Here is a 26,528-nt window from a genome sequence, read left to right on the forward strand (position 1 = left end):
GGGCAGGTTGCGCCAGGGTGCCGGGACACTCACGCCCGGGCGTCGAGTTCTTCGAGCACCAGATTGTGATTGGTATAGATGCAAATATCGGCGGCGATACTCAAGGCACGCTCGACGATCTCGCGGGCATCGAGTTCGGTGTTCTCGAGCAGCGCGCGCGCCGCAGCCTGGGCAAAGGGTCCGCCCGAGCCGATCGCCATCAGGTCATGCTCCGGCTCCATCACGTCGCCGGTCCCCGAGATCATCAGCGAGGTCTCGGCATCGGCGATACAGAGCAGTGCCTCGAGCCGCCGCAACATGCGGTCGGTGCGCCAGTCCTTGGCCATCTCCACTGCGGCGCGGGTGAGGTGTCCCTGATGCTTCTCGAGCTTGGCCTCGAAGCGCTCGAACAGGGTGAAGGCATCGGCGGTGGCGCCGGCGAAACCGGCCAGCACCCGACCATGATAGAGCCGCCGCACCTTGCGCGCGTTGCCCTTCATCACCGTGTTGCCCAGTGAGACCTGTCCGTCACCACCGACCACGACCTTGCCGCCGCGTCGGACCGAGAGGATCGTTGTTCCTCGAAAGCTCGTCATGGCCATCCTTCCGCTCGTTCAAAGCCCCCATTCTACGTCACCCGCAGACCGCTGCCGATCGCCCTGGCCGGAACACACAGCGCTCATGAAATCGGCGCAAAGACCGTCCGTCGCGGCTTGGCACGCCGGTTGCGCGTACACGCAACAGTCTGTTAGGGTTAGAAAATGTCTGTCGGCCGGAACCCCGGCACAACATCAACCATCGCCCCGACGCCCGCCGGAGACGGTGCCACAAGCACCCCGGTCGGTCGGGGTACGCGCGACCATGCCGCGATCACAAGCCGTGAGTGGCCCTCGGGTGCTCACACATCAATCTATCCGTCAAGGACCATCGGGGCCATGCCCACAGAACAACCAGTCAAGATCGCCGTGCGCGGTCTCACCAAGATCTTCGGCGACGAGCCGGAGAAGGCCCTGGAGCTACTCGCCCAGGGCGCCGACAAAAAGACCATCCTCGAGAAGACCGGGCAAACGGTCGGCGTCGCCGATGCCAGCTTCGATGTCTACGAGGGCGAGATCCTGGTCGTCATGGGGCTCTCGGGCAGCGGCAAGTCGAGCCTGATCCGCTGTCTCAACCGGCTCAACGAGCCGACCCGGGGCGAGATCCTGATCGACGGCGAGGACATCGTCGGACTCGATCACCACCAGCTGCTCGAGACCCGCCGACGCAAGTTCGGCATGGTCTTCCAGCACTTCGCGCTGTTCCCTCACCGCACCATCCGCGAGAACGTCGAATACGGTCTCGAGATCCAGGGCGTGGCGCCCGAGGTACGCGCCGAGAAGGCGATCACCGCGCTGCGTCAGGTCGGACTGGAGGGCTGGGAGGACGCCCGTCCCGACCAGCTCTCCGGCGGCATGCAGCAGCGCGTCGGGCTGGCCCGCGCACTCGCTGTCGACCCTGATGTGCTGTTGATGGACGAGGCCTTCTCGGCGCTCGATCCGCTGATCCGTCGCGACATGCAGCAAGAGCTGGTGGCGCTGCAGAATCGGCTGCAGAAGACCATCGTCTTCATCACCCACGACCTCGACGAGGCGCTCTATCTCGGCAACCGCATCGTGCTGATGAAGGACGCGCGCATCGAGCAGGTCGGCAGCGGCGAGGAGATCCTCTCCGACCCGGCCACCGCCTATGTCGAACGCTTCGTCGCCGAGGTCGACAAGACCAAGGTGCTGACCGCCAGCGCGGTGATGCACCGGGTGCGTAACGTCGCCTTCCTCACCGATGGGCCGCGCACCGTGCTGCGCAAGATGGACGAGCAGAACCTCAGCGCGCTGTTCGTGGTCAGCGGTGACTTCAAGCTCCAGGGCATGGTGCGCGACGAGACCGCGCTGGCGGCGGTGCAGCGCGGCGAGCGCAGCATCCAGGAGATCCTCGAGCCGTGCGCCGACCCGGTCTCACCGGACACTCCGGTACGCGACCTCTTCGCGCCGCTGGCGCAGAGCCCAATGCCGGCCCCGGTGGTCGACGAGGAGGGCAAACTCAAGGGTCAGGTGGTCCGCGCCTCGCTGCTCCAAGGCCTGGCCGAGCACAGCAGTAGCGAAGACAGCGCCGAGGAGGCCGCATGATCGAGATCCCACGCCTTCCCCTCTCGGACTGGATCGACGACGGTCTCGACGCCCTCACCGATCAGTTCGCCACCGCCACCAAGGTCGTCTCCGATGTCATGGAGACCGGCATCGAGGGGGCGGTCGACGGCCTGATGTGGCTGCCGCCGTGGCTCGCCATCTTGCTGTTCGCGGCATTGAGCTGGCGCCTCGCCGGGGTCAAGACCGCCATCGGCACCCTCGCCGGCTTCCTGCTACTGTGGAACCTGGGGCTGTGGGAGCCGACCCTGCAGACCCTGGTGCTGGTCATCATCGCCACCCTGATCGCCGTGCTGATCGGCGCTCCGCTCGGCATCCTCGCGGCACTCTCGCAGACAGGCTACCGGATCATCTTCCCGGTGCTCGACTTCATGCAGACGATGCCCGCCTTCGTCTATCTGATCCCAGCCATCCCCTTCTTCGGCCTGGGACCGGTGGCAGCGGTGTTCTCCACCGTGATCTTCGCCATGCCACCGGCGATCCGTCTCACCACCCTCGGTATCCGTCAGGTGCCGGCCGACCTGGTCGAAGCGGCCGACGCCTTCGGCTCGACGCGCTGGCAGAAGCTGCGCAAGGTCCAGCTGCCGCTGGCGATCCCGACCATCATGGCCGGCATCAACCAGACCATCATGCTCGCCCTCTCGATGGTGGTGATCGCCGCGATGATCGGCGCCCAGGGTCTCGGCGGCGAGGTCTGGCGCGCGATCCAGCGCAACGAGGCAGGCATGGGCTTCGAGGCCGGTCTCGCGGTGGTGATCCTGGCGATGGTGCTCGACCGCATCACCCAGGGCATCACCCGCGACAACAGCAAGAGCGCGAGCTGATCGCGCCGCACGGCACCCCAGGGACGGGGCGCCACGACACATCGACGATGTGCCATCCATTGAAACCACAGGAGTCCCGCACCATGAACCGATTCACCCTGACCGCCGCCGCTACGGCATTGAGTGCGCTCGTCACCCCGGCGCTGGCCGCCGACAAGGGCGAGGTCGAACTCGCCTATGTCGAATGGTCGACCGAGATCGCCAGCACCAACGTCGTCAAGGTGGTGCTCGAGGACCTGGGGTATGACGTCAAGATCACCCCGGTCTCGGCTGCCGCCATGTGGCAGGCCGTGGGAACCGGCGACGTCGACGGGCTGGTCGCCGCCTGGCTGCCCACCACCCACATGCACTATCTCGAGAAGGTCGCCGACGAGGTCGAGGACCTCGGCCCCAACCTCGAAGGCACCCGCATCGGCCTGGTGGTGCCGAGCTATGTCGAGATCGACTCGATCGCCGAACTCGACGCCGCCGCCGAGCGCTTCGACAACAAGATCATCGGCATCGACCCCGGCGCCGGTATCATGAGCAAGACCGAACTGGCGATCGAGCGCTACGAACTCGAGGACGTCACCCTGGTCGAGGGCACCGGCCCGATCATGACCGCCGTGCTCGGCGACGCCATCGACGACAACGAATGGGTCGTCATCACCGGCTGGACCCCGCACTGGATGTTCGCCCAGTACGACCTGAAGTACCTCGAGGACCCCGAGGGCATCTACGGCGGTGAGGAGGAGATCCACACCATCGTGCGCAAGGGACTCAAGGAAGACATGCCCGAGGTCTACGCCGTGCTCGACAACTTCCACTGGGCCCCGGAACAGATGGCCGAGCTGATGGTGTGGAACCAGGAAAAGCGCGCCGATCCCTACAAGAACGCCCGCCGCTGGGTCGAAGAGAACGCCGAGACCGTTGAGAGCTGGAAGCCGTGATCAAAAAATATTCCCATAACAATAACCATCTGCCCCAGTCGGGCGCGCGCGCCTCGCTCGCGCTGCTCGCCCTCGGCGGGGCGCTGAGCGCCCTGCCGGCAACGGCCGCGACCACCGATGCCGCAGCCCTCGAGGGCCGTATCGCCGAGCTGCAGCGCCAGCTCGCCGCCGCCCAGCGCGAGCTGGCCGCTGCCCGCGCCGAGACCGTCGCCGCCGAGCAGCAGGCGGCGGAGGCCGAGCAGCGCCTCGCCACCACAGCACCCGCAGCCGAGCCGGTCGATCGCAGCCTCAAGCTCGGCCCGGTCACCGTCGGCGGCGCGCTGCGCGCCAACTACGTCCTCGGCAGCTACGAAGGCCTCGACAACGCCCCCAACCGCGGCGGCAACGGCGGCAACGTCGAACTCGACACCTTCCGGCTCGAACTCTCGCTCGACTACAACAATTTCATCGGTGAGTTCCAGTACCGCTGGTATCCGGCCGGCACCCGGGAGAGTTACAACTTCCTCCATACCGGTTGGCTCGGCTACCGCTTCGCCGACGACAGCGAACTCAAGGTCGGCGTCAACCGGGTGCCCTTCGGCCCCGGCCCCTTCGGTGTGTCGCAGAGCTACATGTTCGACATGCACTACTATGTCGGTCTCGCCGACGACATGGACCTGGGCGTGAAGTACACCACCGACATCGACAACTGGACGATCGATGTCGGCTACTACGCCGCCAGCGAGGGGAACTACTTCGGTCGCAGCCTCGACAGCGCCCGCTACAGCTACGACCCGGTGCGCTGGACCGAATCGGTCGACGAGAACGGCAACGTCACCTACGGCGGCGCCAACAACGGCTACGAGGAGCGCCACCAGTTCAACCTGCGCGCCATCTACCACCTCACCGACGCCGCCATCCCCACCGACATCGGCGTGTCGCTGCAGTACGGCCAGCTCAAGGGCCAACGCGCCGACGACGGCAGCCACTGGGCGGCCTCGGCGCACATGGTCAACCGCTACCGCAACTGGACCCTGGCCACCCAGCTGACCCGTTACGAGTACGACATCGACGCCGACAACCCCTGGGGGACCGACACCCTGATCCCGATGGGCGCGTTCGACTTCGCCTGGCCGGTGGCCAGCAAGGCGTGGGTCCCGGCGGTGTCGCTGAGCTACAAGCACGAGACCCCGAACCTGCCCTGGCTCGACTACGTGCTGCCCTATGTCGAGTACAGCTCGATCATCAAGGACGAGGGTGAGTTCAACAACAGCGACCTGATCACCGTCGGTGCCGCCTGGGCCAGCGGCGGCTGGTACATCTACAGCGATCTGGCCTACTCCAACGGCAACTACTTCGTCGGCAACGACGCCGGCAACGGGCTGCAGGACAACTACGGCAGCATCTATGGCGTCGGCGACTTCGGCGCCAACGGCAACGACGAGTGGAACTACCGGTTCACCCTGAACCTGGGCTACTACTTCTGATGCCGACCCGGACGGGCGCGCACCGCCCGTCCGGCAGTCCGCTCCCCCCCCCGCTTCACACTCCCACCCCAAGACCCCGACGCCGCACAAGACGATCCGCGCGCGGTGGCGGCGCGTCGCTCAACCTGAAGGATTGACTCGCAGTATGGACAAACCCCGCCTCACCTTCCCTACCCTCGTTCTGCTCGGTCTCTGCGCGCTGTTCTCCAGCGGCGTCCTCGCCGGCTCCAAGGGCAAGATCGAACTGGTCTACGGCGAGTGGAGCACCGAGATCGCCAGCACCAACCTGATCAAGGTGGTGCTCGAGGACCTCGGCTACGACGTCACCATCCGCTCGGTCGCGGTCGGCGCCATGTGGCAGGCGATCGCCGAGGGCGACGTCGACGGCATGGTCGCCGCCTGGCTGCCGACCACCCAGCAGATCTATTACGACAAGGTGCGCGATCGCATCGACGACCTCGGTCCCAATCTCATCGGCACCCGGGTCGGTCTGGTGGTGCCCGCCTATGTCGAGATCGACAGCATCGCCGAGCTGGCGGAGAACGCCGCACGCTTCGACAACAAGATCATCGGCATCGAGCCGGGCACCGGGATGATGCGTCGCACCGAGCAGGTGATGGCGACCTACGGACTCGAGGACATGAAGCTGGTGGAAAGCTCCGGCCCGATCATGACCGCAGTGCTCGGCGATGCGATCAAGGACGGCGACTGGGTCGTGGTCACCGGCTGGACCCCGCACTGGATGTTCTCGACCCATGAGCTGAAGTATCTCGCCGACCCCGAGAACATCTACGGCGGCGTCGAGCGCATCCATACCGTGGTACGCAAGGGGCTGGCCGAGGACATGCCCGAGGCCTACGCGGTGCTCGACAACTTCCACTGGACCCCGGAGCAGATGGGCGAGCTGATGGCGTGGAACGAGGAGAAGCGCGCCGATCCCTACGAGAACGCCCGCCGCTGGGTCGAGACCTATCCCGAGGTGGTCCAGAGTTGGCTGCCCTGATGGCCCGAGCACACGCATCACGCACAGCAAGCAATCAACAAGGACACCTCATGATCAAGACCCTCAATCGCAAGATCGTCGGCGCCGCCCTGGCTGCCCTGCTGAGTACGCCCGCTCTGGGCGCCGACAAGGGCGAGATCGAACTCGCTTACGGCGAATGGGCGACCGAGATCGCCAGCGTCAACGTGGTCCGCGTGGTACTCGAGGACCTCGGCTATGAGGTCAAGACCTCCTCGGTCTCGGTCGCAGCGATGTGGCAGGCGCTCGCCGCCGGCGATGTCGACGCCATGGTCGCCGCCTGGCTGCCGACCACCCACCAGCACTATCTCGACCAGGTCGCCGACGAGGTCGTCGACCTCGGCCCCAACCTCGAGGGCACGCGCATCGGGCTGGTGGTCCCGAGCTATGTCGAGATCGACTCGATCGCCGAACTCAACGCCGCGGCCGCGCGCTTCGACGGCGAGATCATCGGGATCGACCCCAGCGCCGGGCTGATGAAGAAGACCGAGCTGGCGATGGAGGCCTACGGCATCGATCAGCTCGACCTGGTCGAGAGCACCGGCGCGATCATGACCGCGGTGCTCGGCGATGCCATCGAGGACGGCGACTGGGTGGTGGTCACCGGCTGGACCCCGCACTGGAAGTTCGCCCGCTACGACCTGAAGTATCTCGAGGATCCGGAGAACGTCTTCGGCGGCGCCGAGCGCATCCACACCTTCACCCGCCAGGGGCTCGCCGAAGAGATGCCCGAGGCAGTGGCGGTACTCGACAATTTCCACTGGACCCCGGAGCAGATGGCCGAGCTGATGGTGATGAACCAGCAGGACAAACGCTCCGACCCCTACGACAACGCCCGCCGCTGGGTCGAGGCGCACCCCGAGGTCGTCGAGGCCTGGCTGCCCTGAGCCACGCCGACCGACCCGGGTCGCTCACCGGCTCGGGTATCATGATCGCCGTCCGGGGCGTCCGGCCCCGGGCGGCGGCCCCGTCTCGCGCGAGACCTCCGCCCCATCCCCAGCCCAGGATCTCGCGCCATGCCCCACCCCAAGCCCGTGCTCGCCGTATTCGCCTCCTTCTCCGGGAGCGGCGGGGTCGAGCGCATGCTGGTCAACCTGATCCGTGGTCTCGTCGCTCTCGGTCAGCCGGTCGAGCTGCTGCTGGTGCGTGCCGAGGGTCCGCACCTGGAACGTCTCCCGCCCGAGGTCCGACAGATCCGCCTCGGCGTCGATCACACCCAGCTGGCCATCCCGGTGCTGGCGCGCTATCTGCGCCGCCGTCGTCCCGCGGCCCTGCTCGCGGCCAAGGACCGCGCCGGGCGCGCGGCGGTGATCGCCCGCGCCCTTGCCGGCACCGACACCCGGCTGGTGCTGCGGCTCGGCACCCATCTCTCGACTGCCATGGCCGAACGCAGCGCACTCGCACGCTGGCTGCGCTATGCGCCGATCCGCACTCTCTACCCCCGCCTCGACGGTATCGTCGCCGTCTCCGAGGGGGTGGCGGCCGACACCGCGCGGATCGCCCGGCTCGAGCCGGCGCGCATCCGCGTGATCCGCAACCCGGTGATCACCCCGGAGCTGGCCGAGCAGGCCGCCGCGCCCTGCCCCCATCCCTGGTTCGCCGACGGCGGCGCCCCGGTGATCCTCGGCGCCGGGCGGCTACAGCGCCAGAAGGACTTCCCGACCCTGTTGCGCGCCTTCGCCAGAGTTCATGCCGAACGGCCCGAGTGCCGGCTGATGATCCTCGGCGAGGGCGGTGGTCGGGCACGACTCGAGCGCCTCGCCCGCGAGCTGGGGATCGGCGCAGCGGTCGCCCTGCCCGGCTTCCAGCACAATCCCTACGCCTTCATCGCCCGCGCCCGGCAGTTCGTGCTCTCCTCGGCCTGGGAGGGCTCGCCCAACGTGCTCACCGAGGCGCTCGCGCTCGGCGTGCCGACGGTGGCCACCGACTGCCCGAGCGGTCCACGCGAACTGCTCGATGGCGGTCGCTACGGCCCACTGGTCGCGGTCGGCGACGATCAGGCGCTGGCACGCGCCATGATCGCGACCCTGGACGCGCCGCTGCCGCCGGCGATCCTGCGCCGGGCGGTCGCGGCCTATCGTCAGGAACGCAGTGCCGCACACTATCTCGAGGTGCTCGGGCTCGCCGACTGAGCCGGGGCACACGCCGCCAAACCAGTGGAGGCCACGCCCATGCGACTGCCACTGATCGGTGCCATCGTCGGGGTCTACGCGCTGCTGTTCGGTCTCACCCTACTCGCCCCGATCGCGGTGGGGCTGTGGTACGGCGAGCCGCAGTGGCGCCACTTCCTCTGGCCGATGCTCGGCTCGATCGGGCTCGGCGCCCTGCTGTGGCTCGGTGGGCGCCACCAAGCGCGCACCCTCGGCGTCGCCGACGGCTATCTGGTGGTGGCGCTGTTCTGGATCCTGCTCAGCCTGCTCGGCGCCTGGCCGTTGCACCTGGGCTTCGGGCTGGCGCCGGTCGACGCCCTGTTCGAGTCCACCTCCGGGGTCACCACTACCGGCGCAACGGTGATCAGCGGGCTCGACACCCTGCCCCGCGCGCTGCTGTTCTACCGTCAGCAGCTACAGTGGTTCGGCGGCATGGGACTGATCGTGCTCGGGCTGGCGGTGATGCCACTGCTCGGCATCGGCGGCATGCAGCTCTATCGCGCCGAGGCGCCGGGACCGCTCAAGGAGGAGAAGCTCACGCCGCGCCTGACCCAGACCGCACGTACCCTCTGGGCCCTCTATCTCGGGCTCACCCTGGCCTGCGCCCTGGCCTACTGGCTGGCCGGAATGACGCCCTTCGACGCGCTCTGCCACAGCCTCTCGACGGTCTCGACCGGCGGCTTCTCGACCCACGACGCCAGTATCGGCTACTTCGCCAGCCCGGCGGTGGAGACGGTGGCGGTCTGTTTCATGCTGCTCGCGGCGATCAACTTCGCGGTGCACTACGCGGCCTGGAGCAGCCGCGAGCCGATGCGCTATCTGCGTGATGCCGAGACCCGCGCCTTTCTCGCGCTGGTGTTCGGCTGTGTACTCTTGATCGGCGTGGTGCTCCGCCTCGAGGGCGGTTACGAGGGACTCGACGAGAGCCTGCGTGATGCGCTGTTCGAGGTCGTCTCGGTGGTCACCAGCACCGGCTTCGGCACCGTCGACTTCGCCCACTGGCCGGATTTTCTGCCGATCCTGCTGATCTACATCAGCTTCATCGGCGGCTGCGGCGGCTCCACCGCCGGCGGCATCAAGGTGTTGCGCGTACTGCTGATGGTCAAGCAGGGGCTGCTGGAGATCCGCCAACAGATCCACCCCCACGCCTTGCTGCCGCTGCGTCTCGGCGGGCGTAGCGTCGACCCGCGCCTGGCGCGTTCGGTGTGGGGGTTCTTCGCCCTCTATCTGACCACCTTCGCCCTGCTCACCCTGCTGATGATCCATGCCGGGCTCGCCCCGCTCGATGCCTTCAGCGCGGTGGCCACCAGCCTCAACAATCTCGGTCCCGGACTCGGCGAGGTCGCCACCAGTTTCGCCACGGTCAGCGATCTCGGCAAGCTGATCGCCGTCGGCGCCATGCTCCTGGGTCGACTGGAAGTCCTCACCATCCTGGTGATCCTCTCGCCCGCCTTCTGGCGGCGCTAAGACGATGCACGCGACCGCCCGCTCAACCACGAAACGTGCTTCACACTGCCCGTCAGCTGCAATTGCATTTACTCTTGTCAGACAGCAAACCGAAGACCCCCAAAGGGTAATGAATGCAATCCACTCCAGAAAAAGCCCGACTCAATCCCCCAGTCTTCTATACCGCCTCCACCCTGATCATCCTGATGGTGGTGATCGCCGCGGCCTTTCCTGAAACCGCCGACGCCTGGCTACAGCGCTTCCAGCAAGGCATCGTCGACAACGCCAGCTGGTTCTATGTGCTGGCGGTCGCGGTGATCCTGATCACGGTGGCCTTCCTCGGGCTGTCACGCTACGGCGAGATCAAGCTCGGACCGGACCACTCCAGCCCGGACTACTCCTATCTCACCTGGTTCTCGATGCTGTTCTCCGCCGGCATGGGCATCGGTCTGATGTTCTTCGGTGTCGCCGAACCGGTGATGCACTTCCTCGCCCCCCCGGTCGGCGACGGCGCCACGGTCGAGGCGGCCCGCGAGGCGATGAAGATCACCTTCTTCCACTGGGGCCTGCACGCCTGGGCGATCTATGCCATCGTCGCGCTGATCCTGGCCTTCTTCAGTTATCGCCACGGTCTGCCGCTGACCCTGCGCTCGGCGCTCTACCCGATGATCGGAGAGCGTATCTACGGTCCCATCGGTCACGCCGTCGACGTGTTCGCGGTGATCGGCACCGTGTTCGGCGTGGCCACCTCGCTCGGGTACGGGGTGCTGCAGGTCAACTCCGGGCTCAACCACGTCTTCGGTGTCCCGGTCGGCGTGGGCGTCCAGGTGATCCTGATCGCCGGCGTCACCCTGCTGGCGATCATCTCGGTCACCACCGGTCTCGACAAGGGCATCCGCCGGCTCTCCGAACTCAACATGGGCCTGGCGATCGCGCTGCTCGCCTTCGTGCTGCTCGCCGGCCCCACGGTGTTCCTGCTCCAGGCGTTCGTGCAAAACGTCGGCGCCTACGCCTCGGACATCGTGCGCAACACCTTCAACCTCTACGCCTACGAGAAGACCGAGTGGCTCGGCGGCTGGACCATCCTCTACTGGGGCTGGTGGCTGTCCTGGGCACCCTTCGTCGGTCTGTTCATCGCCCGTGTCTCACGCGGGCGCACCATCCGTGAATTCGCCATGGGCGTGCTGTTCATCCCCAGCGGCTTCACCCTGATGTGGATGACCTTCTTCGGCAACTCGGCGATCAACATGATCCTCAACGAGGGGCTGACCAGTCTCGGCGACACCGTCTCGAGCGACGTCACCCTGGCGCTGTTCGCCTTCCTCGAGCAGTTCCCGATGTCGGGCGTGCTCTCGGTGATCGCGACAGTGATGGTCGTGGTGTTCTTCGTCACCTCATCCGACTCGGGCTCGATGGTGGTCGACATGCTCTGCTCCAACGGTCACGACAACACCCCGCTGTGGCAGCGCGTCTACTGGGCCACCGGTGAAGGCGTGGTCGCCGCGGTGCTGCTGGTCGCCGGCGGACTCGGTGCACTGCAGACCATGACCATCGCCTCGGCGCTACCCTTCGCCGTGGTGCTGCTGATCGCCACCTTCGGCCTGCTCAAGGCGCTACGGGTCGATGCCGCCAAGCGCGACAGCCTGCAGATGAACGTCGCCCCGATCGCCCCCAGCGAACGACTCGGCGACTGGCAGGACCGACTCGGCACCATCATGGACGCCCCCAGCCGTGAGAACGTGCGCCGCTTCATGCGTCGTATCGCTCGTCCCGCCTGCGAGGCGGTGGCCAACGAGCTGCGCAAGCACGACCTCGAGACCGCGGTCGAACTCGACGAGGAACGTGACCGGGTGCGGCTGATGGTGATGCTCGGCGAAGAGGTCGACTTCATCTACGAGGTCCGCAGCCGCTCGCACATCAAGCCGGCCTTCATCCAACCCGAGTTCTCCGCCGAGGACGCGCCCGAGGAGCAGCGCTATTACCGCGCCGAGATCCACCTCGGCGAGGGCGGACAGGACTACGACGTGATGGGCTGGTCGCGCGAGGCGGTGATCAACGACATCATCAGCCAGTACCACAAGCACATGCACTTCCTGCACCTGCTGCGCTGACCCGCGCCGCCGCCGGCCCACGGCCGGCGGTCGGCCTACCCCACCTCGCCCCCCTTGGCCGCAGCGAACAGCGCCCGGGTCAACGCCTCGACCGCCGGCCCGGCCGCGGCGCGGTCGGCGTGCACCAGGTACAGTGTCACTCGGTAACCCGCCCCTTCCGCCAGTTCGAGTTCGCGCAGCACGCCACTGGCCAGGGCCTCGGCGACCCGCGCGCGCGGTATCCACGCGAACCCCAGCCCACGCCTCAGGATCGCGATCGCCGTCTCCAGCTGCGAGACGGTCCAGCGCACGTCCGCGCCCAACCAGCCACGGTCGATCTGCTGCTGGCCACTGTCGCGCACCACCACCTGGCAGTGCTGGCGCAGGTCGGCAACCTCCAGGGCACGCCCCAACCGCCGCAGTGGATGATCGCAATGGGCGACGGCGACGAACTCGACCTCGACCAGCGTCTCGCCGAGGAACCCCGGCGGCACCAGCGGGGTGATCGCCAGATCCACGCGACGCCGCAACAGCGCGTCGCTGGTCCCGGAGAGCACCGACTCGATCAGCTCCACCCGGGTCTGTGGCGCCTCGGCGGCGAAGGCCGCGAGTGCCTCCAGCAACAACCCCGGGGGCGTCACCACGGCATCGAGCACGAGCCGCACCTCGGGCGCCCAGCCCTCGGCCAGGGTCGCGGCCAGGCGTTCGAGGCGGTGCGCCTCCTCGAGCAGGATCCGCGAGCGACGCAGCAACCGCTCGCCGGCGGCGGTCGGCAGGCTGCGCCGACCACGCTGTTCGAGCAACACCACCGGCAACCGCTCCTGCAAGCGCTTGATCCCGTAGCTGACCGCCGACTGGCTGCGTCCGAGCGCCTCGGCCGCCGCCTCGAAGCCACCGTGATCGACCACCGCCTGGAGCATGGCCCAGTGTTCGAGCGAGGTGCGTGGAGGCTTGGACATGACTGATCTAAATTCTTGATGGGAAAGCACCGATATTCGCATAAAAGAAGACGAAATCTAGCCCTATCCTGAACTTACATCCTCACCTCATCCACCGACCGGAGCCGTACACATCATGAACAAAGTCCTTCACCTCGACAGTAGCCTGTTCGCCGCCCAAGGCGTCTCGACCACCCTCGGCGCACACTTCGTCGCCGCCCTGCGCGAGCATCACCCGGCGCTGGAGGTCACCCACCACGATCTCGCCGCCACCCCACTGCCCGCGCTCGACACCGCCACCGTCTTCGCCTTCGGCACCCCGGCCGAGAACCGCGACGCCGACCAACAGGCCGCGGTCGCACGCTCCGACGCATTGATCGCCGAGCTACGCGAGGCCGATCTGCTGGTGATCGGCGCGCCGATGTATAACTTCGCCATCCCGGCGCAGCTCAAGACCTGGTTCGATCTCATCGCCCGCGCCGGCGAGACCTTCCGCTACACCGAGCAGGGACCGGTCGGACTGCTCGAGGGCAAGCGTGCAGTGGCCTTCCTCAGCCGTGGCGGCATCCATCGCAACCTCCCCGAGGACACAGTCGCGGCCTACCTGACGAGCATGCTGCCCTTCATCGGCATCACCGACATCCACCTGGTCTACGCCGAGGGGCTCAACCTCGGCGACGAGGCCCGTGCCGCGAGCATCGCCCAGGCGACCGAGGAGACGCAGGCGCTGGCGGCCGAGCTGGCGGGCTGAGCGATGGACGACGCGCGCCCACGCCGAGTGCTCGCCGCGTGCCCGGCCTCGGACGGGGCCGGGGTGCGGCTGCGGCGCATCCTCGCCCGCGAGGGGATGGGCGCACTCGATCCATTGCTGCTGCTCGACGACTTCGTCGTCACCGATCGTCGAGGCAGCCCGCCGGGATTCCCCGACCATCCGCACCGAGGCTTTGAGACCCTGACGCTGATGCTCGACGGGGCCATGGCCCACGCCGACCATCTCGGCAACCGCGACCTGGTCGAGACCGGCGAGGTCGCCTGGATGCGCGCCGGACGCGGCGTCATCCATGCCGAGCAGCCGGTGCCGCGCGACGGCCGGGCACATGGGCTGCAGCTCTGGCTCAACCTACCGGCGCGGGACAAGCTCGGCGACCCCGCCTATCGGCGCATTCCCGCCGTGCGGATCCCTCGGCTCGACCCCGCCCCAGGCTGTCGGATACGGCTGATCGCCGGCGATCTGGAAATCGTCGGCACACCGACGCGCGGCCCGCTCACCGAGGCGGCGAGCGCCCCCCTGCTGCTCGATCTCGCACTCGCCCCAGGGAGCGAGATCGAGCTGCCGACGACCCCGGGCTGGCGCCACCTGCTCTACGTCCATCAAGGCGCGATCGTGATCGCTGACCACCGCATCGGACGTCACCAACTCGCCGAATTCGACGATGCCGGAAGGCTGCGACTGGGCGCCGCGACGCAGGGCGCGGGCGCACTCCTGATCGCCGCCCGACCGCTCGCCGAGCCGGTCGTCCACTACGGCCCCTTCGTGATGAACACCCAGGCCGAGATCGACCAGGCGATCGCCGACTACGAAGCCGGTCGGCTGACCGACTGAGCGCGCTCAGTCATCGCCGTCGTCGACACAGGACGGTCGCGGCGGATCCCAGTCCGACGCCCTCCCCTCGCCACGCCCGTAGAGCGCGCGCAGGGTCTCGATCATCTCGTCGAAGCGGGTGTCGAACAGCACCTCCACCCGCTCGGTCGGATAGAGCCGGATCGAGCGCCCCTCGCGGCGCATCTCGATATAACCGTCGGCGGCGATGCGCCTGAGCTTGCGGTGCACGGTGGCGAGGCTCAGGTCGAGACAGGTGCTCAACGAGGAGATGTCGTGGGGACGGCCCTCGAGCCGCGCCTGGATCACGGTACGGATCATCAGGCTCGAGAGCGGATCGCCCCACATCCCGCTCTCGATGGCATAGAAGCGGTTCAGGCACTCGATGATCGCCCGGCGGACCTGGTCGACCGGATCGACGGGGACGGAAGGGGAGGGATCGGCGGGCATGACAGGGACCTTTTCAGATTGAAAAACTCGGTTATTCCCTTTTCCCCAGCGGCCAAGTACCGTGGATCACGACACCATGAGGGACCGAGTCGACCCGCCGCGGCTGTTCGCGAACCAGCCGCCCGGGCGGCCCCGCATGGCACTGAAGCGCGCCCGGGAACGGGACGCGCACGGGATCGGCAACCGCCCGGGAGGCGGCGCCGGGCGAGCACCCCGGCCACCGGCCCGTCCGACTCAGGTTCGCGGTACGAGACGAGGGTGGATGATGAAAAAGCGCATCGTCATCGTCGGTGGCGGCATCGGTGGCACCATGACCGCCAACAACATGGTCTCCAAGCTCGGCGTCGAGATCCGGCGCAACCAGGTCGAGGTGATGTTGATCTCCAACTCACCCTGGCACTACTACAAGCCGGCCTTCATGTACGTCGCCTTCGACATGTACCACAAGGCCGAATTACGCCGCAAACAGGCCACCTTGCTGCGCCCCGAGGTGCGCTTCGTGGTCGACGAGGTGGAGGCCTTCGAGTTCTCCGCCAGCCGTCTGCACACCCGCAGCGGCGCCCACTACGACTACGATTATCTGGTCGTCTCCACCGGCTGCCTGCCCGCGCCCGAGCGCATCGAGGGGCTGGCCGAGGCCGGTGACCACTTCTACCAGTTCGAACCGGCCCGGCGCCTAGCGCAGAAGCTGCGCACCATCGAGCGCGGGCGCATCTTCATCACCGTCACCTTCCCCAAGACCCCGGACGTCCCCCACCAGTGCGGGATCGCGCCGATCGAGACCACACTGATGGTCGACGAGCTGCTGCGCCGGCGCGGCGTACGCGACCGCGTCGAGATCCTCTACACCTATCCCAGCGTCTCGCAGCTGTTGCGCAACTGTCTGTTCATGCAGAAGCAGACCTGCGAGGTCCTGCCGCAGATCTTCAGCGACCGCGACATCCACTTCAAACGTGGCTTCACCCTCGAACGCGTCGACCCCGATGCCCGCGTCGCCCACTCCAGCGAGGGCGACAGCGAGGACTTCGACATCTTGATGTCGACTCCGCCGATCCGCGCCGTCGACGCGGTGATCAACTCCGGCGTCTCCGAGGCCGCCGAGGACGAGGGCTGGCTGCCGACCAACCGTCGCAGCCTGCAGCTCAAGGGCCATCCCAACGTCTACTGCATGGGCGACACCGTCGACCTGCCGATCTCCAAGGCCGGCGGCTCCTGTCACAACCAGTCGCCGGTGATCATCGACAACATCGCCTTCGACCTGCGCCAGGGCGCCACCCCGGCGGTCTACGACGGTCGCGTCCAGGCGATCGCGCAGATGGGGCTCGAGGCCGGGATGCCGCTCTGGTACGACTACGACCAGGACGTCCAACCGCCCCCCCCGACCAAGGTCGGCGGGCTGATGCGCAAGACCTTCAACCGTGGCGTCTACTGGGCCACGGCACGCGGTCTGGTGTAGTGGAGAGGAGGACTCGATCATGCTGACCGCCACCAAACCCCAGGACGCCGCAGCGGTGCTCGCCGACCCCGACACCGCCGAGGGGCTGCGCGACCTCGCCGAACATCTGACCCCACTGCTGCAGGGGCGGCGCCTGCACAATGTCGTCGACCTGCTCTCGGCCACCTCCGACTTCATCGACATGGCCGACGACCAGCTCACCCAGAAGCTCGCCAAGGCCTTCGAGGAGGTGGTGTGGGCCGGTTGGTCGGCCGGCAACGCGCTGCGCAGCGCCTCGGCCACCGCCGCCGACAGCGAGCCGCCGACCCTGTGGCAGCTCTCGCGCCAGCTCAACGACCCCGAGGTCAGGCGCGGGCTGTTCTTCGTCATCCAGCTGCTCGGTGCCGTTGGCCGCCAGGTCGCGCTCGAGGCCGAGATCCCCGAGGACGACTGACCGGGCCGCGCCATGGCGCGCGCGCATCCGCCTGCCTAGACTCGGGTGGAAGGCCACCGCCTCCCACCCGACTCGGTACGCGAGGATCGCACCATGGATCAGTCGCCACGGCCCACCGCCACCACCCAGCTGCAAGCGCTGGTCGCGCTCAACACACTCGTCGCCGGCGGCATGCTGGCACTGCTGCACCGCGCGCTCTCACCAACCGAGGTCATACCGCTCGCCAAGCCCCTGGTGTGGATGCTGCTGCTCGCGCCCCCGGCGCTGCTCAGCAGCGCGATCGGCGGCTGGATCGACCGCCGGGGCACCACGCTGCCACTGCGCCTAGCCGCCTGGGGGCAGGTGCTGCTGATCGCGTTGCTCGCCGCACTCCAGTGGCTCGGCTGGCCGGGCACGCCCTGGCTCGCGGCGCTGCTGCTCGGCACCCAGCTCGCCCTCTTCGCCCCGGCGGTGGTGGTGCGGCTCCAGGCGATCACCGGCAAGCACCGGCTCGGCGTGGCCAACGCCCAGTTGCTCGGCGCGCTCGGGCTGGGGCTGCTCGCCGGCTGGTCGTTGCTGCTCGTCACCCCCACGGGCGCGGACCTGGCGACACGACTGCGCCAGCTGCTCCCCGCGCTCGTCCCGCTGGCGCTGGCCGCGCTCGCCCAGCTCGCGCTGACGCGCCGGCTGGCGCACGCGCCGACGCCAAGACAGACGGCCACGCCCACGACCCTCATCGCCGAGATCCGGGCGTTGCGCGCCAACCCGGTGATCTGGCGCTCGCTGATCGGCCTCACCCTGTTCTGGGCGATCGCCGCCGGGCTGCTGTTCGGTCTCCCCGCCGCGCTCGACGAGCGTCCACTGCCCCTGCTGTGGCCGCTGGCCGCCGGACTCGTCGGCCTCGTGCTCGGCGCACTGCTCGCCGCGCGGCTCTCGCGCGATCACATCGAGAGCGCGCTCGCCTCCTTCGGCGCCATCGGCGTCGCCGTCTCGCTGCTGCTGCTGCCCGGGCTCTCCGGCGGCGCCCAGGTGCTCGCCCTTGCCGCCTTCGGGCTCGCCGGCGCACTCTTCCTGGTGCCGTTGCAGGCGTTGATCCAGTTCCATGTCACCGCCCGCCACGGCAGCGCCCTGGGGTGCGCCCAGGCGCTCTCGCGCGCCGGGGTGCTCGGCGGCACGCTGGCGGTGGCCGCCGCGCTCGCACTCGGCGTCGCCCCGGGCGCGCTGCTCGGGGTGCTGGCGCTGACCGCCCTGCTCGGTGCCGGCTACACCCTCTATCACCTGCCACAGTCGCTCGCCCGCTTCGTCGCCGGTCGGCTGCTCGCCACCCGCTATCGCCTCGCGGTGATCGGGGTCGAGCAGCTGCCGCCGCTCGGCGGCGTGCTGCTGCTCGGCAACCACGTCAGCTGGATCGACTGGGCGGTGGTGCAGATGGCCGCACCGCGCCCGGTGCGCTTCGTCATGGAGCGCGGGCTCTACGAGCGCTGGTACCTGCGTCACCTGCTCGATTTCTTCGGGGTGATCCCGATCTCGGGCGGCGCCAGCCGCGAGGCCACCGCGCGGGTGACCCGGCTGCTCGAGGCCGGCGAGGTGGTCTGTCTGTTCCCCGAGGGCACGTTGAGCAAGAACGGCCAGCTCTCGGCCTTCAAGCGCGGCTTCGAGCGCGCCGCCAGCGCCACCACCGGCGCGGTGATCGTGCCCTTCTATCTGCGCGGGCTCTGGGGCAGCCGCTTCTCGCACGCCAGCGACCAGCTCAAGGCCAACCGCCGGGTCGGGCGCACCCGCGACCTGGTGGTCGCCTTCGGCGCCCCGATGGCGCGCGAGAGCAGCGCCGAGCAGGTCAAGCAGGCGGTGTTCGAACTCTCGGTGAGTTCCTGGCAGCGCCATGTCGAGCAGCTGCCGAGCCTGCCCGAGGCCTGGCTGGAGGCCAATCGGCGCACCCCGGCGCGGGTCTGTCTGGCCGATGCCGAGGGCACCAGTCTGGGTCAGCCCCGGCTCGCCGGCGCGGCGCTCGCCTTCGCCCTGGAGGTCCGCGCCCGTTGCCCCGGGCCGCGGGTCGGCATCCTGCTGCCGGCGAGCGTCGGCGCCGCGCTCGCCAACCTCGCCGCGCTGCTCGCCGGCAAGACGGTGGTCAACCTCAACTACACCACCGGGCCCGAGGTGCTGCGCCAGTCGATCGCCCGCGCCGACTGCGGCGTGGTGCTGACCTCGAGGCGCTTTCGCGCGCGGCTCGCGCAGCGTGGCATCGATCTCGACGCGGCACTCGACGGGGTCGAGGCGGTGGCGCTGGAGGACCTGCGCGGGCGGATCGGTCGGGTACGGCCACTGCTGCTGATCGTCCTCGCCCGGCTGCTGCCGCCGCGCTGGCTGCTGCGCGCGCTCGGCGCCCGGCTCGATGCCGACGAGACCGCGGCGATCCTGTTTTCCAGCGGCAGCGAGGGCCTGCCCAAGGGGGTCGAGCTGACCCATCGCAACATCCTCGCCAACGTGCGCCAGATCGCCGACGTGCTCAACACCGAGCGCGACGACCTGATCCTCGCCAACCTGCCGCCCTTCCACGCCTTCGGGCTGACGGTCACCACCTTCCTGCCGCTGCTCGAGGGCATCCCCGTGGTCTGTCACCCCGACCCCACCGACGCGCTCGCCAACGCCCGCGCCATCGCCCGCTATCGCGCCACCGTGCTGTGCAGCACCTCGAGCTTCCTGCGGCTGTATCTGCGCCACCCGCGGGTACACCCGCTGATGCTGCAGTCGCTGCGGGTGGTGGTCGCCGGCGCCGAGCGGCTCGACCCGGAGGTGCGCAAGGCCTTCCTGCTGCGCTTCAACAAGCCGATCTACGAGGGCTATGGCGCCACCGAGACCACCCCGGTGGCCAGCGTCAACGTCCCCGACGCGCTCGAGACCGCCACCTGGAAGGTGCAGATCGGCTCGCGCCCGGGCAGCGTCGGCATGCCGTTGCCGGGCACCAGTTTCCGCATCGTCGACCCCGAGGACCTGCGCACCCTGCCCCCCGGCGAGGAGGGACTGATCCTGATCGGTGGGGTGCAGGTGATGAAGGGCTATCTCGACGATCCCGAGCGCACCGCCGCGGCGGTGATCACCCTCGACGGCATGCGCTGGTACCGCACCGGCGACAAGGGCCGGGTCGACGCCGACGGCTTCCTCACCATCGTCGAGCGCTACTCGCGCTTTGCCAAGATCGGCGGCGAGATGGTCGGGCTCGGTCATGTCGAGCAGCAGGTCAAGGCCGCGCTCGCCTGCCCCGAGCTCGACCTGGTGGCCACCACCCTGCCCGACCCGCGCAAGGGCGAGCGCATCGTGCTGCTGGTCAGCGCCGTGCTCGAACTCGACCAACTGCGCGGTCAGCTGCGCACGGCGGGGATGACGCCGCTGGAGATGCCCGCCGAGATCCATCAGGTCGAGCGCATCCCCAGGCTCGGCAGCGGCAAGGTCGACTACGGCGCAAGCCGTCGGCTGGCGGCCGATCTCGCGACCTGCAAGACGCCGAAAGAATCGCTATAAACACATGTTATAAAAGCAATAAAAACGAAATGGTCGGGATTGAAAAAGACCGCCATCGGACTATGCTTGAAGCAGGAACCCCGAGCTGATGCAAGGGAGGAGGGGAGTGCCATGAAGACCAAGACGAAGATGCCCGCCGAGACCAGCGCGCAGCGCGCGCCGACCCGCTTCGACGAGATGGATCGCGCCTTCGAGCAGATGATGCGACAGGGCTGGCTGCAACGTCCGTTCACAGGGCTGTGGCCGGGCTGGGACGCCGAGACCAAGGCGACGGCGGTGGTACCGCGGATGGACGTGATCGACCGCGACGACGAGATCCTGGTCCGCGCCGAGGTGCCGGGCGTGGCCCGCAAGGACCTGGAGATCGAACTCAGCGGACGGCTGCTCACCATCCGGGGCGAACGGGCGCACGAGACCCGCGAAGAGCACGGCACCTACTGCCACACCGAGATCGCCCGCGGCAGCTTCACCCGCAGCATCCGGCTGCCCGATGAGGTCGCCACCGAGCGGGTCGAGGCGACCTTCGAGGACGGCGTCCTCGAGGTCCACCTGCCGAAGGCCGAGCGCGCCGAGCGCCGCCGCGTCGAGCTGAAGTAATCACCCACCACGCGGGGCCTTGAGCCCGCAACGCCCCCGGTGCCGACACCCGGCCCGGGGGCGCGTCGTTGCGGTCCCAGCACGGCCCCGTCCCTCAGCGCTCGCGCCACACCGTGGTGTAGAGATCGTGACGCCGATCCTTCAGGTTCTGCACCGTACCCGAGTTGCGCGCCGCGCGCAGCGCCTCGAGAAGCAGGTCGGCGAAGGCCACGGTCTCGACGTGGGCGTGGTGTCGGCGGCGATGCCATCGCGCGCGAATAGGGTCCCATGCCGGTGCCCTGGTAGACCTTGACAACCAGGGTTCGGATGGCGGGGATGGTGACGATGCGAGCGTTGCGGACCAGCAACCGGGGCTCGGAAGGTCCGGTCCGGGTGGAGCCGGACAGGCCGAGCACTCCTCGACTCGCCGGGATGACCGGCATGGACATCAGATCATCGATTGTGCCACCCCCCCACCCTTGTCGCTACCAATCGGTCACCCTCACATTGAGGATTATCAGTAGACTGACGGGCTCGCCACGGCGGACGGACACCACCGCCGAACGGTGACCGCCGCGGCGAGCACACGTCATTCACGGACCGAGATCATGCCGACCCCCGCCCCACAACCCGAACCCGTGCTGCGCGTGGCCCTGCTCGCCGACACCCACGGCAACCTCGACGGACGTATCGAGCAGCTGGTCGGCGACTGTGACCTCGCAGTGCACGCCGGCGACATCGGCAACGCCGCCGTGCTCGCGCGCCTGCAACCCCGCCAGGGACGAGTGCTCGCGGTCTATGGCAACAACGACTCGCCGCGCCAGTGGCCGAGCACCGACCGCGAGCTGCTCCAGCACCTGCCGGAGTGGCGCGCCTACCCCCTGCCCGGCGGCACCCTGGTGGTGATCCACGGCCACCAGACCCCGGCGCGCGATCGTCACGGCTGGCTGCGCCGGCGCTTCCCCGAGGCCCGGGTCCTGGTGTACGGTCACAGCCATCAGCTGGTCGTCGATACCGACGTCTCGCCCTGGGTACTCAACCCGGGTGCGGCCGGCCGCACCCGGACCCACGGCGGCCCCTCCTGCCTGATCCTCGAGGCACGCGCCTCGACCTGGACGGTCGAGGCGCACAGATTCACCCACCATTCGCACGCGCCGCGCGCGCGTATCGCCTGACGACACCATTCATGAGTTCAACCACCGCGCATCTCGTCAAACCCCCGAAGTCCCTGCTGCGTCAGGTCGGCCGCGCCATCGCCGACTTCCGCATGATCGGCGACGGCGACCGCATCCTGCTCGGCGTCTCCGGCGGCAAGGACTCGCTGTCGCTGCTCCACGTCCTCGCCCATCTGCGCACCTATGCCCCGGTACGCTTCGAGCTCGCCGCGCTCACCGTCGACCCCGAGGTACCGGGTTTCGACCCGCAACCACTCAAGGACTACTACACCCGTCTCGGCGTGCCCTGGCACTACGAGCAGCAGCCGCTGCTGGAGCAGGCCAAGACGCACATGGACGGCGACTCCTTCTGCGCCTACTGCTCGCGGATGAAGCGCGGCATCATGTACCGTCTCTGTCGCGAGCACGGCTACAACGTGCTCGCCCTCGGCCAGCACCTCGACGACCTCGCCGAGAGCCTGATGATGTCGCTGTTCCACGGCGGCCAGCTGCGCACCATGAAGGCGCACTATCGCAACCAGGAGGGCGACCTGCGGGTGATCCGCCCGCTGGCCTACTGTCGCGAGCGCCAGACCGCCGACTTCGCCGCCCACGCCGGGCTGCCGGTGGTGCCCGACAGCTGCCCGGCCTGCTTCACCATGCCCTCGCAGCGCGCCTACATGAAGACCCTGCTGGCGCGCGAGGAGCGCGAGCACCAGGGGCTGTTCGCCAACATGCTCCACGCCATGCGCCCGATCATGACCGAGGGCGAACTGCCCGAACCGGGCTGGCCGAGCGACCGGCCGCGACCGGACTCAGAGCAGACCGCGCTCGGCGAAGGAGACGCCCTCGCCGGCGCCGATGACGAAGTGGTCGAGCACGCGCACATCGATCAGCGCCAGGGCAGCGCGCAATCGCTCGGTGATGCGTAGATCGGCCTGACTCGGCTCGGCGATCCCTGAAGGGTGGTTGTGGGCGAAGATCACCGCCGCGGCATTGGTCTCGAGCACCCGTCGCACCACCTCGCGCGGGTGCACGCTGGCGCCGTCGACGGTACCGCGAAACAGCTCCTCGTAGCGGATCACCCGGTTGCGGGTGTCGAGGAAGAGACAGGCGAAGATCTCGTGCGGCGAGCCGTAGAGACGCAGCTTGAGATAGTCGCGGGTGCACTGCACGTCGCTGAGCGCGTCCTCGCCGCCGATACGGCTGAACAGATAGCGACGGCTGAGTTCGAGCACCGCCTGGAGCTGCGCGTACTTGGCCGCACCCAACCCCTTGCCGGCGCAGAAGCGGCGCTGGTCGGCGGCGAGCAGACCGGGCAGCCCGCCGTAGTCGGCGAGCAGCTCGCGCGCCAGGTCGACCGCGCTCTTGCCGGTCACTCCGGTGCGCAGGAAGATCGCCAACAGCTCGGCGTCGGTGAGGACCTGCGCGCCGTGCGCCAGCAGCTTCTCGCGCGGGCGCTCGGCGCTCGGCCAGTCGCGGATCGGCATCGTCGCCGTCTCCCGCCGGGTGCCGCCCGGCCACGCTCGGCGGTCGCGCTCGCACCCGGTGATCTGCGTTAAACTGATCCGATTCGAACACCAAGGATACACGATTTGTCGACTCAACCAAGCGCGGGATCCCGCATCCTGCTCGGGGTCGGGGGCGGTATTGCCGCCTACAAGTCGGTCGAGCTGGTCCGTCGCCTCAGCGAGCAGGGCTGCGAGGTACAGGTGGTGATGACCCGGGCGGCCACCGCCTTCGTCGGTCCGCTGACCTTTCAGGCCGTCTCCGGGCGCCCGGCGCGGGTCGAGATGCTCGACCCCGGCGCCGAGGCCGGGATGGGCCACATCGAGCTCGCCCGCTGGGCCGACCAGATCCTCATCGCCCCGGCCACCGCCGATCTGATGGCGCGACTGGCCGCCGGCATTGCCGACGACCTGCTCACCACCCTGGTGCTGGCCAGCCCGGCACCGCTGGCGATCGCCCCGGCGATGAACCAACAGATGTGGCGCCACCCGGCCACCCAGGACAACCTGGCGCGGTTGTGCGCGCGCGGCGTCCAGGTGATCGGCCCCGGCGTCGGCATCCAGGCGTGCGGCGACGAAGGCCCGGGGCGGATGCTCGAACCGGCCGAGATCGCCGCCGCGCTGCACCCGGCACGACCACTCGACGGTGCCCGGGTACTGCTCACCGCCGGTCCCACCCGCGAGCCGCTCGACCCGGTGCGCTATCTCGGCAACCGCAGCTCCGGGCGCATGGGCTATGCGCTGGCCGAGGCGCTCACCGCGCTCGGCGCCCGGGTGACCCTGGTCAGCGGCCCCACCGCGCTGACGCCACCGCCGCTCGAGCAGGTGGTACAGGTCGAGACCGCGCTGCAGATGCACGCCGAGGTGATCGCCCGCGCCGCGGCCTGTGAACTCTTCGTCGCCACCGCTGCGGTCGCCGACTACCGCCCGGTCGCGCCGGCCGAGACCAAGATCAAGAAGGAGCACGCCGCGCTCGAGATCCGTCTCGAACGCAACCCCGACATCCTCGCCGAGGTCGCCGCGCACCGCCCCGCCCCCTTCACCGTCGGCTTCGCCGCCGAGACCGAGCGCGTCGAGCACTATGCCCGCGGCAAGCTCGTCGACAAGGGGCTCGACATGATCGCCGCCAATCGGGTCGGTGGTCCGCGCGGCGGCTTCGAGCGCGAGGAGAACGCGCTCACCGTGCTCTGGTCCGACGGTCAGCGCGAGTTACCCATGATGGCCAAGCCCCGACTCGCGCGGGCGCTGGCCGAGCTCATCGCCGAACGCTATCTCGAACACCATGCACCATCGTCTTGACGTCAAGCTGCTCGATCCCCGACTCGGGCGCGACTATCCACTACCGCAGTACGCCACCACCGGCTCGGCCGGGCTCGATCTGCGCGCCATGCTCGAGGCCCCACTCGAACTCGCCCCCGGCGACGCCGAGCTGCTGCCCACCGGGATGGCGATCCACATCGCCGAGCCCGGCGTCGCCGGGATGCTCCTGCCGCGCTCCGGGCTGGGCCATCGCCACGGCATCGTCCTCGGCAACCTGGTCGGGCTGATCGACTCCGACTACCAGGGACCGCTGATGGTCTCCTGCTGGAACCGCGGGACGGCCCCCTTCCGTATCGAACCCGGTGAGCGCATCGCCCAGCTGATATTGGTGCCGGTACTGCAGGCCGAGCTGCGGATGGTCGATGCGTTCGACGCCACCAGCCGTGGCGCGGGCGGCTTCGGCCACACCGGCAGACACTGAATCGAGCGCCAGAGCGCGCGCCGGCGGGCCGCCGGCGCGGCGCCGCGCCACGCCGGGGACGCCCACCATCGGCCTCCAGGACCGCCCCGGCGCACCCGCTGCGAAGACGCGCCGATCGTCTCCGCTCGCCCCACCCGCGTCCCACCCGCGCCGCCCGGCGCGCCGACGCATCGACAGACCCGGACACCACAGATGACACTCGCAAACGAACGCGCCCATACCATCGCCCACGTCCTCAACGAGTCGCTGCCCTATATCCGTCGCTTCCAGGGCAAGACCATGGTGATCAAGTACGGCGGCAACGCCATGGTCGACGAGCGCCTCAAGCAGGGCTTCGCCCGCGACGTGGTGCTGATGAAGCTCGTCGGCATCAACCCGGTGATCGTCCACGGCGGCGGCCCGCAGATCGGCTCGCTGCTCAAGCGTCTGGGCAAGGCCACCGAGTTCGTCCAGGGGATGCGGGTGACCGACGCCGAGACCATGGACGTGGTCGAGATGGTCCTCGGCGGACTGGTCAACAAGGAGATCGTCAACTTCATCAACCAGCACGGCGGCCATGCCGTCGGTCTCACCGGCAAGGACGGCGACCTGATCCGCGCCCGCAAGCTGGTGCTGCGCCGTGGCGCACCCGAGCTCAAGGCCTCCGAGATCATCGACCTCGGCCATGTCGGTGAGGTCGAGAGCATCGCCCCCCACGTCCTGCACATGCTGGTCAAGAGCGACTTCATCCCGGTGATCGCACCGATCGGGGTCGGTGAGGACGGACGCGCCTACAACATCAACGCCGATCTGGTCGCCGGCAAGATGGCCGAGGTGCTCGAGGCCGAGAAGCTGCTGCTGCTGACCAACACCCCCGGGCTGCTCGACGGCGACGGCGGACTGATCAGCGAGATCGATGCGGCGCGGGTGCAGTCGCTGATCGACGAGGCGGTGATCACCGGCGGCATGCTGCCGAAAACCCGCTGCGCGCTCGACGCGGTGCACTCCGGGGTACGCTCGGCGCACATCATCGACGGCCGGGTGGAGCACGCGGTGATGCTCGACCTGTTCACCGACGAGGGCGTCGGCACCCTGATCCGCAGCCGCTGA

The 26,528-nt window shown here is 68.6% G+C and carries 24 protein-coding genes; 20 read left to right on the plus strand and 4 right to left on the minus strand.

What is annotated here, in order from left to right:
• Positions 1-29: 29 nt before the first annotated feature.
• Positions 30-575, minus strand: a complete 546-nt coding sequence (hslV, locus tag MARPU_RS15645) for an ATP-dependent protease subunit HslV (protein WP_005223027.1) — start codon at positions 573-575, stop codon at positions 30-32.
• A gap of 339 nt (positions 576-914) precedes the next feature.
• Here hslV and MARPU_RS15650 point away from each other — a divergent pair, with 339 nt between their 5' ends.
• The 9 genes from MARPU_RS15650 to MARPU_RS15690 all read left to right on the plus strand — a co-directional run bounded on the left by MARPU_RS15650 (position 915) and on the right by MARPU_RS15690 (position 12,106).
• Positions 915-2,141 (plus strand): quaternary amine ABC transporter ATP-binding protein, encoded by a 1,227-nt coding sequence (locus MARPU_RS15650; protein WP_005223028.1) that lies wholly within the window; start codon positions 915-917, stop codon positions 2,139-2,141.
• A complete protein-coding gene (locus tag MARPU_RS15655; protein WP_005223034.1) occupies positions 2,138-2,983 on the plus strand; it encodes an ABC transporter permease in 846 nt (281 codons plus the stop codon). Before MARPU_RS15650 ends, MARPU_RS15655 begins: the two co-directional genes overlap by 4 nt.
• 83 nt (positions 2,984-3,066) lie before the next feature.
• Entirely contained in the window at positions 3,067-3,912 is an 846-nt protein-coding gene (locus MARPU_RS15660; RefSeq protein WP_005223036.1) for a glycine betaine ABC transporter substrate-binding protein, read from the plus strand.
• Positions 3,909-5,378 carry a hypothetical protein gene (locus tag MARPU_RS15665; protein ID WP_005223038.1) on the plus strand — a complete coding sequence of 490 codons (1,470 nt, stop codon included), beginning with the start codon at positions 3,909-3,911 and terminating at the stop codon, positions 5,376-5,378. The genes MARPU_RS15660 and MARPU_RS15665 overlap by 4 nt, the downstream gene beginning before the upstream one ends.
• A gap of 145 nt (positions 5,379-5,523) precedes the next feature.
• Positions 5,524-6,381: a glycine betaine ABC transporter substrate-binding protein gene (locus MARPU_RS15670; protein WP_005223040.1), complete on the plus strand. Its 858-nt coding sequence runs from the start codon at positions 5,524-5,526 to the stop codon at positions 6,379-6,381.
• A 50-nt stretch (positions 6,382-6,431) separates the two neighbouring features.
• The gene (locus tag MARPU_RS15675; RefSeq protein ID WP_005223044.1) at positions 6,432-7,286 is read left to right on the plus strand and encodes a glycine betaine ABC transporter substrate-binding protein; all 855 of its coding nucleotides are present in this window, start codon (positions 6,432-6,434) and stop codon (positions 7,284-7,286) included.
• Positions 7,287-7,415: 129 nt separating this feature from the next.
• Entirely contained in the window at positions 7,416-8,531 is a 1,116-nt protein-coding gene (locus MARPU_RS15680; RefSeq protein ID WP_005223046.1) for a glycosyltransferase, read from the plus strand.
• Positions 8,532-8,570: 39 nt separating this feature from the next.
• The gene (locus MARPU_RS15685) at positions 8,571-10,016 is read left to right on the plus strand and encodes a TrkH family potassium uptake protein (protein ID WP_005223048.1); all 1,446 of its coding nucleotides are present in this window, start codon (positions 8,571-8,573) and stop codon (positions 10,014-10,016) included.
• Positions 10,017-10,129: 113 nt separating this feature from the next.
• Entirely contained in the window at positions 10,130-12,106 is a 1,977-nt protein-coding gene (locus MARPU_RS15690) for a BCCT family transporter (RefSeq protein WP_005223050.1), read from the plus strand.
• Between the two features lie 35 nt (positions 12,107-12,141).
• Here the strand turns inward: MARPU_RS15690 and MARPU_RS15695 are convergent, their stop codons facing one another.
• Positions 12,142-13,044, minus strand: a complete 903-nt coding sequence (locus tag MARPU_RS15695; protein ID WP_005223051.1) for a LysR family transcriptional regulator — start codon at positions 13,042-13,044, stop codon at positions 12,142-12,144.
• Between the two features lie 115 nt (positions 13,045-13,159).
• Between MARPU_RS15695 and MARPU_RS15700 the strand changes: the two genes are divergently transcribed.
• Together MARPU_RS15700 and MARPU_RS15705 are read left to right on the plus strand one after the other, a co-directional pair.
• Positions 13,160-13,774 (plus strand): FMN-dependent NADH-azoreductase, encoded by a 615-nt coding sequence (locus MARPU_RS15700; protein WP_005223052.1) that lies wholly within the window; start codon positions 13,160-13,162, stop codon positions 13,772-13,774.
• A gap of 3 nt (positions 13,775-13,777) precedes the next feature.
• Positions 13,778-14,626 (plus strand): pirin family protein, encoded by an 849-nt coding sequence (locus tag MARPU_RS15705; RefSeq protein WP_005223054.1) that lies wholly within the window; start codon positions 13,778-13,780, stop codon positions 14,624-14,626.
• Between the two features lie 6 nt (positions 14,627-14,632).
• On the opposite strand, the gene MARPU_RS15710 is transcribed toward MARPU_RS15705, so the two are convergent.
• A complete protein-coding gene (locus tag MARPU_RS15710; RefSeq protein WP_005223062.1) occupies positions 14,633-15,073 on the minus strand; it encodes a winged helix-turn-helix domain-containing protein in 441 nt (146 codons plus the stop codon).
• A 265-nt stretch (positions 15,074-15,338) separates the two neighbouring features.
• Between MARPU_RS15710 and MARPU_RS15715 the strand changes: the two genes are divergently transcribed.
• From MARPU_RS15715 to MARPU_RS15740, 6 genes are all read left to right on the plus strand, one after another.
• On the plus strand, positions 15,339-16,529 hold the full coding sequence (locus MARPU_RS15715; protein WP_005223064.1) for an NAD(P)/FAD-dependent oxidoreductase: 1,191 nt from the start codon (positions 15,339-15,341) through the stop codon (positions 16,527-16,529).
• A gap of 19 nt (positions 16,530-16,548) precedes the next feature.
• Positions 16,549-16,962, plus strand: coding sequence for a DUF1641 domain-containing protein (locus tag MARPU_RS15720; protein WP_005223066.1), 414 nt, complete (start codon positions 16,549-16,551; stop codon positions 16,960-16,962).
• Between the two features lie 93 nt (positions 16,963-17,055).
• A complete protein-coding gene (locus MARPU_RS15725) occupies positions 17,056-20,460 on the plus strand; it encodes an MFS transporter (protein WP_005223067.1) in 3,405 nt (1,134 codons plus the stop codon).
• A gap of 111 nt (positions 20,461-20,571) precedes the next feature.
• Positions 20,572-21,057 (plus strand): Hsp20/alpha crystallin family protein, encoded by a 486-nt coding sequence (locus MARPU_RS15730; RefSeq protein WP_005223068.1) that lies wholly within the window; start codon positions 20,572-20,574, stop codon positions 21,055-21,057.
• 587 nt (positions 21,058-21,644) lie between these two features.
• Entirely contained in the window at positions 21,645-22,211 is a 567-nt protein-coding gene (locus tag MARPU_RS15735) for a metallophosphoesterase family protein (protein ID WP_005223069.1), read from the plus strand.
• A gap of 11 nt (positions 22,212-22,222) precedes the next feature.
• Positions 22,223-23,122 carry an ATP-binding protein gene (locus MARPU_RS15740; protein ID WP_005223071.1) on the plus strand — a complete coding sequence of 300 codons (900 nt, stop codon included), beginning with the start codon at positions 22,223-22,225 and terminating at the stop codon, positions 23,120-23,122.
• Here MARPU_RS15740 and radC read toward each other — a convergent pair.
• Positions 23,006-23,680 (minus strand): RadC family protein, encoded by a 675-nt coding sequence (gene radC, locus MARPU_RS17390; RefSeq protein ID WP_005223073.1) that lies wholly within the window; start codon positions 23,678-23,680, stop codon positions 23,006-23,008. The two genes, MARPU_RS15740 and radC, sit on opposite strands and share 117 nt — an antisense overlap.
• A gap of 105 nt (positions 23,681-23,785) precedes the next feature.
• Here radC and coaBC point away from each other — a divergent pair, with 105 nt between their 5' ends.
• The 3 genes from coaBC (at position 23,786) to argB (ending at position 26,528) form a co-directional block, all read left to right on the plus strand.
• On the plus strand, positions 23,786-24,997 hold the full coding sequence (coaBC, locus tag MARPU_RS15750; RefSeq protein WP_005223074.1) for a bifunctional phosphopantothenoylcysteine decarboxylase/phosphopantothenate--cysteine ligase CoaBC: 1,212 nt from the start codon (positions 23,786-23,788) through the stop codon (positions 24,995-24,997).
• The gene (gene dut, locus MARPU_RS15755) at positions 24,981-25,439 is read left to right on the plus strand and encodes a dUTP diphosphatase (protein WP_005223077.1); all 459 of its coding nucleotides are present in this window, start codon (positions 24,981-24,983) and stop codon (positions 25,437-25,439) included. The genes coaBC and dut overlap by 17 nt, the downstream gene beginning before the upstream one ends.
• A 192-nt stretch (positions 25,440-25,631) precedes the next feature.
• Positions 25,632-26,528 (plus strand): acetylglutamate kinase, encoded by an 897-nt coding sequence (gene argB / locus MARPU_RS15760; protein WP_005223078.1) that lies wholly within the window; start codon positions 25,632-25,634, stop codon positions 26,526-26,528.

The organism is Marichromatium purpuratum 984, assembly GCF_000224005.2.
In the GTDB taxonomy this organism is placed as follows: Bacteria; Pseudomonadota; Gammaproteobacteria; order Chromatiales; family Chromatiaceae; genus Marichromatium; species Marichromatium purpuratum.